The organism is Gordonia sp. SGD-V-85 (genome assembly GCF_001456905.1).
Classification (GTDB): Bacteria; Actinomycetota; Actinomycetes; order Mycobacteriales; family Mycobacteriaceae; genus Gordonia; species Gordonia hongkongensis.
The window spans coordinates 1-13446 of record NZ_LNQO01000029.1; the positions used below are offsets into that span (position 1 = coordinate 1).

At 66.9% G+C, this 13446-nt stretch carries 13 protein-coding genes; 7 read left to right on the forward strand and 6 right to left on the reverse strand.

Annotated elements, in window-relative coordinates; translation table 11 throughout:
- Positions 1 to 13: 13 nt before the first annotated feature.
- Both AS181_RS22575 and AS181_RS25240 read right to left on the reverse strand, forming a co-directional pair.
- The gene (locus tag AS181_RS22575; protein WP_231742666.1) at positions 14 to 457 is read right to left on the reverse strand and encodes a hypothetical protein; all 444 of its coding nucleotides are present in this window, start codon (positions 455 to 457) and stop codon (positions 14 to 16) included.
- 480 nt (positions 458 to 937) lie between these two features.
- The gene (locus tag AS181_RS25240) at positions 938 to 1210 is read right to left on the reverse strand and encodes a hypothetical protein (protein WP_024497892.1); all 273 of its coding nucleotides are present in this window, start codon (positions 1208 to 1210) and stop codon (positions 938 to 940) included.
- Between the two features lie 601 nt (positions 1211 to 1811).
- On the opposite strand from AS181_RS25240, the gene AS181_RS22585 reads away from it, so the two are divergent.
- Positions 1812 to 2126 (forward strand): hypothetical protein, encoded by a 315-nt coding sequence (locus AS181_RS22585; protein WP_231742667.1) that lies wholly within the window; start codon positions 1812 to 1814, stop codon positions 2124 to 2126.
- Between the two features lie 305 nt (positions 2127 to 2431).
- Here AS181_RS22585 and AS181_RS22590 read toward each other — a convergent pair whose 3' ends face one another.
- Positions 2432 to 2725, reverse strand: a complete 294-nt coding sequence (locus AS181_RS22590; protein ID WP_058253737.1) for a hypothetical protein — start codon at positions 2723 to 2725, stop codon at positions 2432 to 2434.
- An 89-nt stretch (positions 2726 to 2814) separates the two neighbouring features.
- A complete protein-coding gene (gene acnA / locus AS181_RS22595) occupies positions 2815 to 5412 on the reverse strand; it encodes an aconitate hydratase AcnA (protein WP_058253738.1) in 2598 nt (865 codons plus the stop codon).
- A gap of 109 nt (positions 5413 to 5521) precedes the next feature.
- On the opposite strand from acnA, the gene AS181_RS22600 reads away from it, so the two are divergent.
- From AS181_RS22600 to AS181_RS22625, 6 genes are all read left to right on the forward strand, one after another.
- A complete protein-coding gene (locus AS181_RS22600; protein WP_058253739.1) occupies positions 5522 to 6202 on the forward strand; it encodes a GntR family transcriptional regulator in 681 nt (226 codons plus the stop codon).
- Between the two features lie 258 nt (positions 6203 to 6460).
- Entirely contained in the window at positions 6461 to 7507 is a 1047-nt protein-coding gene (locus AS181_RS22605; protein ID WP_078113905.1) for a Bug family tripartite tricarboxylate transporter substrate binding protein, read from the forward strand.
- Between the two features lie 64 nt (positions 7508 to 7571).
- The gene (locus tag AS181_RS22610) at positions 7572 to 7970 is read left to right on the forward strand and encodes a universal stress protein (protein ID WP_058253740.1); all 399 of its coding nucleotides are present in this window, start codon (positions 7572 to 7574) and stop codon (positions 7968 to 7970) included.
- A complete protein-coding gene (locus AS181_RS22615; protein ID WP_058253741.1) occupies positions 7960 to 8526 on the forward strand; it encodes a tripartite tricarboxylate transporter TctB family protein in 567 nt (188 codons plus the stop codon). Before AS181_RS22610 ends, AS181_RS22615 begins: the two co-directional genes overlap by 11 nt.
- A complete protein-coding gene (locus AS181_RS22620) occupies positions 8526 to 10031 on the forward strand; it encodes a tripartite tricarboxylate transporter permease (RefSeq protein ID WP_058253742.1) in 1506 nt (501 codons plus the stop codon). The genes AS181_RS22615 and AS181_RS22620 overlap by 1 nt, the downstream gene beginning before the upstream one ends.
- Positions 10031 to 10765 (forward strand): RraA family protein, encoded by a 735-nt coding sequence (locus AS181_RS22625; protein WP_231742670.1) that lies wholly within the window; start codon positions 10031 to 10033, stop codon positions 10763 to 10765. Before AS181_RS22620 ends, AS181_RS22625 begins: the two co-directional genes overlap by 1 nt.
- Before the next feature lie 331 nt (positions 10766 to 11096).
- On the opposite strand, the gene AS181_RS22630 is transcribed toward AS181_RS22625, so the two are convergent.
- Both AS181_RS22630 and AS181_RS22635 read right to left on the reverse strand, forming a co-directional pair.
- Entirely contained in the window at positions 11097 to 11843 is a 747-nt protein-coding gene (locus AS181_RS22630; RefSeq protein WP_058253744.1) for a TetR/AcrR family transcriptional regulator, read from the reverse strand.
- Positions 11840 to 13441, reverse strand: coding sequence for an FAD-dependent monooxygenase (locus AS181_RS22635; protein ID WP_058253772.1), 1602 nt, complete (start codon positions 13439 to 13441; stop codon positions 11840 to 11842). The genes AS181_RS22630 and AS181_RS22635 overlap by 4 nt, the downstream gene beginning before the upstream one ends.
- Between the last annotated feature and the right edge of the window lie 5 nt (positions 13442 to 13446).

The following is a 13446-nucleotide window of genomic DNA, read 5'->3' on the forward strand; positions in this document are numbered from 1 at the left end:
CCGCACACCCGCATCACACCCCACTTCTACTAACCACCTTCGTATTTTGTGGCCATCGGGCGTGGGCGCCGGGAACGAGGGTCTCGAAGCAATCACCACAGGAGGCCGGCCGGGCCAGGCGGAAGACTATCGCGGCCACCAGACCGAAAATCGCGATCACACTGCCAGTACGGACCCACCTCGGGGGTCGATTGAGCTCTGCCCTCAACGCCAACTCGGCAATCGGATCAGCAGGCACCACACCACCCTCGATCGGCCCGCCCGTGGCGGCGAACACGATGAACACCCACATCGCCGAGGCCATCCACACGAGCGAGTCCACCATCACCGCCAACGACGCGCCGTGCAGACGAGCAGAAGACAGCATGAACGCCCCAACACAGAGCAGCGCCAACACGATAGCCGCCGCGAAAAAGCCCTGGGGAGCAACCACCATCACGCCGCCGGCCGCACTCACAGCAAGCGCACACGAAACGAGCGCCCGCCAAGCCTCCCCACCTCGACCCGGCCGACGGGCAGCGGCGACACCACACGCTACGACCGCACCGAACAGCCCCAAGAGTGCCCCTTGGGCCACAACGCTTGCGATCACCGCGCCTCCAACAGCCATCTTGAAACTAATCCAAATAGTAGTTCAGATGAGCCGGAGGACGCTGAGCGGAGGGGGAGTAGCCCTACCCCATGGATGAACCGAGGCCTCCCGAGGCGAGGAACCCTGGGCCGCGCTCACACCAGTCCCTAAAAGGTGTCTGCCACCCGACTTCGAGAGTGACCGCGCGGTACACGCCAAACTGGCGTGCCCGTAACTGGAAGCGCAACAACCAAGTGCTCTCTGGTATCAGATCTCCGACCGTGGGTGAGTGCGATTGACGGGCTTTGCAGCCGAGGCGCGTGCCGCGCCGTGTGCCGTTGATCGCGACCGCAAGAGTGTTGCGGCTCAATCTTGTGTCTGCGTGAACGCTGGTAGCAGGATCGCACCGATGAACCACGGGGCGTCGTCGGCGTCAAGGCGTCCGGCGCGTACTTCCTCGGCTGCCGCGTTCATCACCACGTGGGTGGTGGTCAGGAGCCACGTCACGGGCAGATCAGTTCGGAACGCATCTTCGCGTTGTCCACCTCGATCGGATTGCTGGTCGCCGGCCCGGTTGTCGGGCTGTGGTTCGTCATCCGCCAGCTGCGCGCTCAACGTCATCATCGGCTGGGTGCTCACTACAGCCGTCGTGGCCGGGGTGAACCGTCTGATCAACCGCCCCTAACCTCGGGTGCGACCTTCGAGATCACCCTCGACCGGCGGAGCCGCTGACGTTACGTCAGAGAATGTTCAAATACATACTCCCCCAACGCCTTTCAAGTGCCGATAATTTACCTTATGTTAAGTGAAGCACTGCATATTGCATCAGATGCATCGCCTCGCCACTCCTCCTGGTCCTGACCGCGCTCACGAACACCATTGTTTCCCAGCGGCATTCGAGAAGGCGACCCAGCTGCGACGCGATGCCGAGCGCTTGAGGCCGGGCCGCCTTGTTACGGAACAACTCGATGACCTGCAGATTGGCATTGATGATGCACTGGATGAATCAATGATGCATCAGATGAGCCGCCTGGCGTGGTGTTAAAGGTTGGCTCCGGCAACCCGGTCCGGCGCATAGTCGTGGCATGCTGAGCTTCTGTACTGATCGTCGACCATATCGACGCTCACCGGGATCGGTTCGGGGTCGTCCCGATCTGCCGCGTGCTCCGCGAGCGCGGAATGCAGCTCGCCCCGTCCACGTACTACGCCCGCAAACACGCAGGCGCGGTCTCGGCCACCGTTGTGGCCGAGGCGTACGACGCTCACGCGTGACCTCGACACCGCCGCGTTGCGGGATGGCCGCCCCCGGGGGCTCACCCAGGCCATCTCCCGCTGGCTCTACGCCCTCACCCACCACGGACAGGCAGCGGTCGACGGGATCGAGTCCGACTCCCGCCACGGCGACCAGCTGCGCATGCGGGCGCTCTACGAACGCGCCGCCGACCCCGACATCAGCCCCCACATCGACGTTGTCGACCACTGCCCCATCGACGCCGCGGATCCACAACTGGCCCGTGCCCTGACCCTCCTCGGACTCGAGTGGACCCCCGCATAAATCGGCCTGAAACAGGCTGTGTCGCAACACTGAACCAGCATGAGCCTTATTCGACCAGCCGTGGTAATGCCTACGATCGTCTCTTCGAGGCCGGGATCGCGCACCTGCACTGCTACACCGTCGCGCATGGTTCCAGGTCGCCGACCCGCGATGCGACGATCGACCGCTCTCTATCGGTTGGTGGGTCGTCAGCCGCCGTGCCGATTACCGGCGGGTTCGGCCGAACGGATCCGCCGCCTCGAGTCCAGATTCCCGGCCAGGACTTCCTCCACAACCCACCGTCGTTCTGACATCGCGCTCACGTCCTACACCGCCACCGCCGGGATGTCGGCCGCATAGCGGATGACCGAACCGACTCGGCCGAAACGGCGTTCGATGATCACGATCGCCTCCGCGAGCTGGTCGGGGTCGTCGACGTCGGCGACGAATGCCGCGGTGTGCCCGTTGTTGCCGAGCATGAACGGCAGGACCGCGGAGTACTCACTGCTGACGACAGCCAGCGGGATGTCGCGACGGAACAGGTCGTACGCGTGGTCGATGGCAGCAGGGTCGTCGAGGACGACGAGCGGGACCGAGGAGATGTGCTTGTTCTTTCTCATGTATCGAGAGTGAACTCGCAGGTTATGAGGGGGTTGACCGATCACTGTGAATTCGCTGGCAGCTACGCGTTGCCCCCCCGCCCGCGAGGTCACCGCACGAGTTGCTCGTCGAGAATGCTGGGGATGACTCCGCCGCGTCGGAGAAGCCGACGATCCAGATCGGTCTCGGCGGCCACCTGCGCGTCGAAACGCCTTTCGGAACCGTCGATCCGCCGGACGACGACCGCCACCGTCCCGCGGTCGACGGCGTCGGCAGTCCCGTTGACGCGCAGTCGGTCTCCGGGCTGCAGGTCCTGCAACCCGCCGTCGACGTCAGCAGGAATCAGCAACGGCAGGACGCCGACACCGATCAGATTGGACCGATGAATCCGCTCGAAACTGCGCGCGAGCACGGCCCGCACTCCGAGCAGACGCACCAGCTTCGCCGCCCAGTCGCGCGAGCTGCCCATGCCGTACCGTTCCCCCGCCACGATCACCACCGCGTCGCCGTCGTCGGCGTACCGGCCCGCGGCCTCCGGAAGAGACACGACCTCGCCGGTGGGCGCATGCACGGTGTGCGCGGGAGCCGCATCCGGTGCGAGCGCGTTGCGGACGTTCTTGTTCTGAAACCCGCCCCGCAACATGGCTTCCCAATTGCCCCGCCGGGAGGCGTAGACGTTCAGGTCGCCCGGTTCCGCACCTCGCTCCACAAGGTATCGACCGGTCGGGCTGTCGGGCTTGATCGCCCCGGCCGGGGAGATGTGGTCGGTGGTGATGTCGTCGCCGAGCACGAGCAGGGGCTGCGCGGTGTACTCCCCGAGCATGGTGTGCGCGTAGCCGTCATCGGCGAAAGGAGGACGCCGCAGGGCCGTCGACGACGGGTCCCAGGGGAACAGCGGCCCATCCGGAACATCGAGTGCGTCCCATGCCGGATTGCGGGACGCGGAGACGAAGTCGTCGACGACATCACGCGGACGCCGCGCTGCATCGGTGAGCGCGTCGATCTCCTCCGGGGCGGGCCACAGTTCAGCGAGCATCACGTCGTGTCCGTCGGCGTCGACGCCGATCGGTTCCGAGGTGGGATCTATCGCCGCATCACCCGCGAGCGCGAAGACGATCACCATCGGCGGCGACATCAGCAGGCCCAGTTCGAGGTCCGGGTGGACGCGGCCGGGGAAGTTGCGGTTGCCGCTGAGTACTGCCACCGGATTTCGTGTGTGCGCCTCGGCCACCGCGGTGATCTCCGCCGGCAGCGGTCCCGAGTTGCCGATGCAGGTGGCACAACCGAATCCGACGATGTCGAAGCCGACCGCGGACAGGTCGTCGGTGAGACCGGCCCGCTCGAGCACGCCGGCGGCAGAGGGCGAACCCGGCGCGAGGGAGGTCTTCACATACTCCGGCACCCGCAGCCCTCGTTCCCGTGCGCGGCGGGCGACCAAACCCGCGGCGATGAGGAGGCGCGGGTCAGAGGTGTTGGTACAGCTCGTGATCGACGCGATGGCGATCGGGAAGGCGGGCATCGGGATGTCGTCGTCACATCGAGAAGGCCCCTCGGCGTCGAAGGTCGCCGGCAACTCGGTCACCGGGACCAGGTCCTGCGGGCGACGCGGACCGGCCACCGACGGGACCACCGCACCCAGGTCGATGTCGATCGTGCGGGTGAAACGCGGCTCGGCATCGGGGTCGAACCACAGTCCGAGCCGTCGTGTCACCGACTCGACGAGCTCGCAGTGTTCTGCGGTACGTCCGGTGTCGGCCAGATATCGGACGGTCTGTGCGTCGACGGGGAAGAACCCGGTGGTGGCACCGTATTCCGGGGCCATGTTGGCGATCACCGCCCGTGCGCCCGCCGTCAGTGCCGATACGCCCGGCCCGTAGAACTCGACGAACTCACCCGTGACCCCGAGCTCGCGCAGACGGTGCGTGACGACCAGCGAGAGATCCGTGGCCAGCACGCCCGCGGAGAGCGTCCCGGTGAGGCGGACTCCCACGACCTCGGGGATCCGCAGTGTGGTCGGCATGCCGAACATCACCGTCTCGGCTTCCAGACCTCCTATGCCCCAGCCCAATACACCGAGCCCGTTGATCATGGGCGTGTGGCTGTCCGTACCGAGCATCATGTCGGGCACCGCGTGGTCGACGCCACCGACCTTCTCCACCGTCACCACGGTGGCGAGCTGTTCGAGGTTGATCGTGTGCATGATCCCGGTACCCGGCGGGTTGATGTGCACGGTGTCCATCGTGGTCGACGCCCAGGCCAGGAAGCGATACCGCTCCGCGTTGCGACGCATGTCGTGGGCGAGATTGGCCGCGGCGGCATCGCGGCGCGCGAACGACTCGACCGCGAGCGAATGGTCCACCGAGACCTCCACCGGAAGGCGGGGACTCAACGCCGTCGGATCCCCACCTCGGGCGGCAACCGCGTCACGCATCGCGGCGATGTCGACGAGGGCGGGCGTGCTGGTGGTGTCGTGCATCAGCAACCGGCCCGGCACATACGGGATCTCGGCGTCGCTGGTGCCGGCGCGAAGCCAGCGGGTCATGTCGTCCAGGGCTCGATCGCGCGTCTCGGCGTCGGCATGGCGAGTCACGTTCTCGGCGAGTAGACGGACCACCGTGGGCCACTGCCGGTACACGTCGGACCCGACCCGCCGCTCGACATCGACGACCGGCAGATCGGGTTGCGCGCGGCGTTCAGCTCCACTCATGCACCCCACTATAGGTTATAACCTATAACTTGCACCACCCGTGTTATCATCGCCGCGTCCGGCGCTGCCGCACCCTCGACGTCCCATGACCACTGCCGGGAGGCCCGCCATGACCACACCAGGCGGGATGTTCACCAAGAACGATTACGCATACGCCGAGCTACAGCGGCGGATTCTGACCGGCGTCCTGCCGGCCGGCGCGGTGATCCCCCAGGCCAAGCTGGCGGCCGAGATCGGCGTCAGCACGACTCCCCTCCGCGAGGCGATCCGCCGGCTGTCCGCCGAGGGCATGGTCGAACTCGAGGCCCACCGAGACGCGCGCGTGACCCCCGTATCGGCCGATGAGGCGCGCCACCTCTACCAGGTACGCGAGAACCTGGACCCGCTCGCGGCGGCGCTCGCCGCGCGGACGCGAACGGCGGCCGACATCGCCGCCATCAGCAATGCCTTCGATCGCCTCTCGCCCATTGCCAGTGCGTCCGATGTCGATGCCCTTGTCCGACACCGGGAATTCCATCGCACGGTGTACCGCGCTTCGGGCAACCCCGTTCTCATCGACATCCTCGAACGACTCTGGGACAAAGCAGATCGTTACCGAGTCATCGGCCTCTCCCACCGGGGCGATTCACCCGACGACCGGTCGCGGGTCACCGCCGAGCACCGGGCGATCATGGAGGCCGTCGCCGACGGTGACGCCGAGCGTGCCGACGCGGTGATGCGCGAGCACATCGGCAACAGTCTCGGACGTCGTGCCATCGATGCGCTCACCGAGGACCCCGTCGCCGGCTGACCTGGCCGCTGCCACTATTCCGACCCCTGTGTCCTGCGTCACCGTCATAGGTTATAATCTATAACTGTGCGACGCCGAGCGCGCGCGAAAAGCGCAAAACGATACTTATGCGCCCAAGCGTGACTGTGACGACGGTTACGCCAACACTTCCGATGTGACCACCGACGTGGTGGTCCTCACATTCGCAGCAGAATCGAGTCAGACGATGTTGGTAGCTCTCGGCCTCGGGACCCGACCCCGAACGAAAACGAGGACCGCATGACCGCACCATCCCCCGGCACCGACGAATCGACAGAGCTGTCCCGCACGTCTCGTCCGCCGAAACGTGTTCCCACGCTCGTCAAAGCACTCGGCGCACTGGTCGCCGCGGCGATCGTCGTCGTCGGCGTCGTCGACGCGGCCGGGAGCGAGGGCGGCGCCGACGCGCGATCGCAATTGACCCTGATCGCGCCCGCGGCCGCCGGTGGTGGTTGGGACGGTGCGGCGCGCGAGATGCAGCAGGCGCTGCGAGCCCAGAACATCGTCAACAACTCGCAGGTCGTCAACATCCCCGGTGCCGGCGGCACGATCGGACTCAGCCAGTTCGCGGGGATGACCGGCGACGCCACCACGATCATGGTCATGGGCATCACGATGCTGGGCGCGATCAACATCAACGGGTCCGACGTGGATCTCGGAGACGTCACCCCCATCGCGCGGCTCGCCGACGATTACGACGTCGTCGTCGTGCCGGCTGATTCTCCGATCACGACCATCGAAGAGCTGATGGCCGAATGGAAGAAGGACCCCAAGAACTTCACGTTCGGTGGCGGTTCGCTGGGCAGCGTCGACCAGATGATCATCAGCCAGATGGCTCGGGAGAACGGTATCGACCCCGGCGCGGTCAACTACATCGCCTACTCCGGTGGTGGCGAACTGGCGACCTCACTCATGTCCGGGACGATCAAGGCCTCGGTCAGTGGTTACGAGGATTTCGTCGACCAGATCACCGCCGGAAATCTACGCGCGCTGGCGATCTCGGCCCCCGAGCCGGTCCCGGCCATCGATCTGCCGACCCTGTCCGAACTGGGTTACGACGTCACCCTCACCAACTGGCGCGGGGTGGTCGCACCGCCGGGCATCACCGATGACCAGCGCACCGAACTCGAGGCGATCGTCACCGAGGTCGTCGAATCACCCGAGTGGCGAGATGCACTGCAGCGCAACAACTGGTCCGACACGTTCACGCCGGGCACCGGATTCAACCAGGTCATCGACCAGCAATCGGAGTTCGTCCGCGGCATCTGGGCCGACCTCGGGTACTGACTGACCGGCGGTCGCCGAACCTGCACTGCACAACTTCTGCCCCACACGACATCACGGAGAACCCATGCCCATCCTTGTCGCTTTCGCCCACACCCCCGAAGGTCGAGCGGCCTTCGAACACGGCCGGCGCCTCGCGCGCAGCGAGAGCTCTCAACTGATCGTCTTCGACATGGAAACCCCTGCTGTCGACGACGACGGTGGCATTCCCGAGCCCGACTTCGCCCCTATCGAGAACGCCGGCAACGACACCGCGATTCGCTGGCTCGGCCATCGTCGCGAGGATTCCGATCCGGCCGCCGAACTCATCGACGTCTCAGAAGAACTGGCCGCCGATCTCATCGTCGTCGGACTGCGCCGCCGGTCCCGCGTCGGGAAGCTCCTGCTCGGCTCGAACGCACAGCGCATCCTCATCGACGCCGAGGTCCCCGTACTGGCAGTGAAGGCAGCCCATCATGACGACTGACAATGCGGCGGCCCAGCCGGCCTCACCACTTGACGACGACCGCGGACCAGAGCGTGAACGCGGCCCGCTCAGCGGACGAAGCGGCCTGGTCGTCGCCGGCCTGATGCTCGCACTTGCCGTCTACCTGACCGCCGGCATCATCGGGATGGACATCCCGGGTAGCGCAGCGACTCCCGGGCCCGCGTTCTTCCCGATCATCCTGACGATCTGCGCCTACCTGATCGCCGGACTGCTGACCGTGCAGACCCTGCGTCACCCCGACGAGCCCGATCCCGACATCGTGCCGCCCGCGACCGGTCAGTGGCGAACGCAGAGTGACTGGCGTGCACTGGGTCTCGTCCTGGCCGGACTCATCGCCTTCACCGTGCTGCTGGTTCCGCTGGGTTGGATCCTGTCCGCTGCGCTGCTGTTCTGGATCGTCGCCTACGCCATGGGTTCCACCCGTCCGGTCCTCGACATCGCGGTGTCGCTCGTCGTCTCCTGTGCGGTGCAGGCGTTCTTCTCGGCGGGTCTCGGGCTGAACCTGCCCGCCGGCATCCTGGGAGGGCTGTTCTGATGGACAACGTCTCACTCCTGTTGGAGGGTTTCTCCCAGGCGCTCACCCCGATGAACCTGCTCTGGGTCTTCATCGGCGCGCTGCTCGGCACCGCGGTGGGTGTGCTCCCGGGCCTGGGTTCGGCGATGGCCGTCGCACTGCTGCTGCCGGTGACCTTCACCCTCGACCCCACCGCCGCGTTCATCATGTTCGCCGGCGTGTACTTCGGCGGCCTGTTCGGTGACTCGACCATGGGCATCCTGATGAACACGCCCGGCGGGTCGACCGCCATCGCAACATCATTCGAGGGTCATCGGATGGCCAAACGCGGGCGGGCCGCCCAGGCACTCGCCACCGCCGCGATCGGCGCCTTCATCGGCGGCATGATCGCGACGACCATCGTCGTGTTCTTCGCGCCCAAGCTCGCCGATCTCGCCATCCAGTTCGGTCCCGCCGAGTACTTCGCCCTCGCCGTCTTCGCCTTCATCGCGATTGCCTCGGTGGTCTCCGACTCCGTTATCAAGGGCCTGACCGGACTGCTCATCGGGCTGATCCTCGCGGTCATCGGGATCGACGGCATCTCGGGCACCCAGCGCTTCACGATGGGCGCGCCCGAGTTGTTCGACGGCATCAGCATCATCGTCATCACCGTCGGCACCCTGGCCCTGGGCGAGGTCCTCTACGTCGCCTCCCGCATCCACCGCACGCGTGCGCCGGACGCGGACGCCGTCATCGGGCGGCCCTTCCTCAAGCGCGCCGAGTTCCGCGAGGCGCTCCCGGCGTGGTTGCGCGGCACCGGCTTCGGCGTCCCCTTCGGCGTCATCCCGGTCGGCGGCGCAGAGGTGCCGACGTTCCTCGCCTACGGAACCGAGCGTCGTCTCGACCGCAAGCGACCCGACCCCCAGTTCGGTCACGGCGCCATCCGCGGCGTCGCGGGACCGGAGGCGGCGGGTAACGCGACGTCGGGCACCGCGATGGGTGCCCTGCTCGCGATGGGCCTGCCCACCTCCGCCACCGCGGCGATCATGCTGGCCGCGTTCCAGCAGTACGGCCTGCAGCCCGGCCCCCTGCTCTTTGAACGCAACGCCGATCTCGTCTGGACGCTCATCGCCAGCCTGTTCGTCGGCCTGGTCATGCTGCTGATCCTCAACATGCCGTTCGCCGCCATCTGGGCGAAGCTGCTGCTGATCCCCAGGCACTACCTCTACGCGGGGATCGCGGTGTTCTGCGTGCTCGGTGTCTACGCGACCTCGGCCGCGATCACCGACCTCATCCTGGTCATCGCCATCGCCTTCGTCGGATATCTGTTGCGACGCTATGGTTTCCCGCTCGCCCCCGTCATGATCGGCGTCGTCCTCGGCCCCCTTGCCGAGACCAGCCTGCGCAACGCGATGATGTCGAGTGGTGGCGATCCGAGCGTGCTGGTCGGCAGCGCGATCACCTGGGTCCTCTACGGAGTCCTGGCCGTCGTCGTCCTGTTCACCGCGTTCCGCCGCCTGCGGATGCGCACGCGTCAGGACACCTGATGCGACAGCAGTTCGTCCCCCGCTTCTCGCCCGCCCTCACCGAAAGTCAGCCGCCGATGCCCATGCGCACCACCACCGACCGCGCACTCATCCGCTCCCGCTTCCTCGCCGTCGACGTCGCGAACGTCGCCGACGTCCTCGACGACCTGGGTCACCGTGATCAGGCGCTCAGCACCGACTTCACGTGTGCGGCCGGGCGCGAACGGCTGGCCGGCTGGGCGTTCACCATCTCGGGCGCGATGAGCGACGCCCCGGGACGGGACCCGCTGAAAGCGCAGGCGTGCAGCCAGATCGGCCCGGACGAGGTCTCCGTGTGGCAGGGGAACGGCCGGGGCGTCTGTTACTTCGGTGAACTCGTCGCGATCGGCATGATGCAGCGGGGCTCCGTCGGCGCAGTGGTCGACGGCGGTGTGCGCGACAAGAGATGGCTCCACGAGATCGGCTTCACGACGTTCTCCCGCTATCCGACCTCGGTGCAGACCAGCGGCCGTTGGCGCGTCGAGACGTGGCAGCAACCCGTCACCCTGCCGGGCGCATCCGGGGAACCGGTCGTCATCGAGCCCGGCGACTTCATCCTCGGCGACGACGACGGTGTCATCGTCATCCCCGCTGGGATCGTCGACGTCGTGCTCGAGGCAGCGGAGACCATGACGGAGAAGGAGATCGACGTCCGGGCCGCGATCCGCAACGGCATGACCCTCGCCGACGCGATGGCGGAGTTCGGACGGATCTGATCCCGCACTCGGCGGCAGGCGCGAGAACAATTCCCTAGTCCGAAAGGAGGACAGAACCATTGCTCCCTGAGGTGCGAGGAGCGCCAGCCGCCGGGCCGAGCAAGCGACGAAGGAGCGAGTCGAGGTCGACGAGCCTCGAAGGGCTGGCGACGCATCTCACCAGGACCCTTCGTGACGGCCTCCGCAAGCTCCGGCCTCCTCAGGGAGCAGAAGTAGACGTCGCCTCCGCAAGCTCCGGCCTCCTCAGGGAGCAGAAGTAGACGTCGCCTCCGTAAGCTCCGGGCGCTCCTCAGGGAGCAGAAGTAGACGGCCTCCGCAAGCTCCGGCCTCCTCAGGGAGCGGAAGGGGGTGACGTGCGCTCCCGGACCTCCCGCTCCAGGTAATCGAGGTTCTGCCGCATCTGCGCGATGAGTCGTTCTGCGCCCGACACGGTGTTGTCCGCATCGGGGTCGACGACCGAGTTGACCGCCATGTCGGCCAGCTGGCGCGCGACCTTACGGTCGCTCTCGCTGTCACCCGGGTGATGCCACCAGGCCAGCCAGTTCAGCATGCCGACGATGCCGAGCGCGGAGATCCGTGGATCGGCGGCACGGAACCGGCCCCCGGCGATGCCTTCCTCCATGACGGCCACCAACTCCTTGAGGACCCGCCGGCGGCTCTGCCGGTAGGTCTCGGCGAGCGCGGGCGGCAGCTCGGCCTCCGAGCGGATCAGCAGCCGGAACCGATCCAGGGTCTGGGTCTGGTGGAGCGCGATGGACATCGCCATCTCGTGGATCTTCCCGACGGGATCGAGGTCTGTTCGTTGATTGATCTCGTGGAGCAGGATGGCCGGTTCCTCGGCGATCTCGCTGACCAGCCGGGCGAACAGCTCGTCTTTGTTGGCCACGTAGTGGTAGAGCGCCGGACGCGTCAGGCCGGTGGCGTCGGCGATGTCCTGAAGAGTGGTGCTCGCCAGCCCGCGTTCGGCGAACAACCTGGTGGCCTGCTCCATGATCTCGCGTTCGACCAGCTCACGCCGTGAATTGCTGCGGCCGGTGCGCCCGGCGGTCGGCGACTCCTGGGGCGTCGAGCTGGTCATAGGCGAAGAATAGTGTGTCCGGCCCCCGCGCCGCGCCCGACCTCCGGGACGTCGTCCGGGGCGTCGCCGTCGGTCACGGCGACGAGATCGGTGCGCAGACTCACCAACCCGGCGACGAGATCGTCGTAGGAGCCGGTGGGCGCCTCCACGACGACCAGCGCGTCCGTCTCCTGACGCAGGCGCTCGCCGAGGTCCAGGCGCGTCAGCACCGCGTCCCGGTCGCCTCGGCCGGTCAGCCACACTGCGGACGCGCCCGTAGCTGCAGTGAGAAGAGGTACCGCGGCCTCTCCCCAGGCGGAGTCGATGTCGACCTCGAGCCGGGTGGTTCCCGGGTCGAGCAACAGCTCGGCGGGGGCCTGCCGGGTCGGGAACGTCCAGGGCCCGTGTGACAACGGTTGTCCGACCACCCATGTCGACAATCCGCCGGCGGGGACGGCAGCATCGTCGACGCCGGCATACGCGGCGAGCCCGCGGCGGGCCACTTCGGGCGCCGAGGACGCGAAGCGGTCGAGTCCGACCTTCCCGGCACGGGTCATGTACGCGATCATCAACTGGTCCACCGGGATTTCGGTGCGGCGGGGGAACGACTCCCACCACTGTTCGCTACGCGCCGCGATCGACTGCAGATACTCGACGTTCGGCCGACGCGCCGACTCGTACGCCGACAGCGCCTCGTCGAGCGTCGTCGCACTCCGGACCGCGTGATCGAGTTCGATCGCATCCTCCATCGCGAGTTTGGTTCCCGAACCGATCGAGTAGTGCGCGGTGTGTGCGGCGTCCCCCAGGAGCACGACGTTCCCGGAGTGCCACCGGGCGCAGGTGACGGTGCGGAACCGCAGCCACCGCGTGCGGTTGCCGATCAGCCGGTGCCCGCCCAGCGTGTCGGCGAAGGCGTCTTGAAGATACGCCAGCGCGGTCTGGTCGCTGTCGGTCATCGGGGTGTTCTCGGTGGAGAGATCGAAACCGGCACGACGCCAGGTCGTCTCGTCGGTCTCGATCAGGAACGTACTCCGGTCGGACGCGTAGGGGTAGGCGTGCGCGACGAAGGTGCCGTCCGCGGTGGTGACCGGTGTGAAGATCGCGCTCGGGAGGGCGACGTCGGCTCCGCACCACAGATACAGTCCCTCGCCGGTGGAGATGGCCGGCCCGAAATCGTCGGCCATGTCCGTCCGGGTTGCACTGTTGACACCGTCGGCGGCGACGATGAGGTCGGCGTCGAGGTCGGCGACCGACCGCCGCACACCGAACTCGAGCCGTACACCGGCGGCCACGGCGTGCTGCTGGAGAACGTCGAGAAGTGTTGTACGCGCGATCGCGAGCAGCTCCCCGTGCGACAGACGGGCGACGTCGTCCCCGACCCGAATCGACATCTCGTGCGGATGCGACACCGCGACGATGGCGTCGAGAGACGCGGGGTCCGCCTCGCGCAGGTTGCGTTGCGTACGGGATGCGAGTCCGACGCCGAACCCGAAAGTGGTGTCGGGCGAGCCCTGTTCGTAGACGGTCACCTCGGCGTCGGGATGACTCCGTTTGAGAAGTCGCGCGGCGTACAGCCCACCCGGACCGCCACCGAGCACGGCGATTCGACTGAGTTTCATGGATT

Coding starts and splice junctions, on each gene's coding strand:
- AS181_RS22590 (WP_058253737.1), bottom strand. CDS start 2,725: ATGAGAAAGAACAAGCACATCTCCTCGGTCCCGCTCGTCGTCCTCGAC.
- acnA (WP_058253738.1), bottom strand. CDS start 5,412: ATGAGTGGAGCTGAACGCCGCGCGCAACCCGATCTGCCGGTCGTCGAT.
- AS181_RS22600 (WP_058253739.1), top strand. CDS start 5,522: ATGACCACACCAGGCGGGATGTTCACCAAGAACGATTACGCATACGCC.
- AS181_RS22605 (WP_078113905.1), top strand. CDS start 6,461: ATGACCGCACCATCCCCCGGCACCGACGAATCGACAGAGCTGTCCCGC.
- AS181_RS22610 (WP_058253740.1), top strand. CDS start 7,572: ATGCCCATCCTTGTCGCTTTCGCCCACACCCCCGAAGGTCGAGCGGCC.
- AS181_RS22615 (WP_058253741.1), top strand. CDS start 7,960: ATGACGACTGACAATGCGGCGGCCCAGCCGGCCTCACCACTTGACGAC.
- AS181_RS22620 (WP_058253742.1), top strand. CDS start 8,526: ATGGACAACGTCTCACTCCTGTTGGAGGGTTTCTCCCAGGCGCTCACC.
- AS181_RS22625 (WP_231742670.1), top strand. CDS start 10,031: ATGCGACAGCAGTTCGTCCCCCGCTTCTCGCCCGCCCTCACCGAAAGT.
- AS181_RS22630 (WP_058253744.1), bottom strand. CDS start 11,843: ATGACCAGCTCGACGCCCCAGGAGTCGCCGACCGCCGGGCGCACCGGC.
- AS181_RS22635 (WP_058253772.1), bottom strand. CDS start 13,441: ATGAAACTCAGTCGAATCGCCGTGCTCGGTGGCGGTCCGGGTGGGCTG.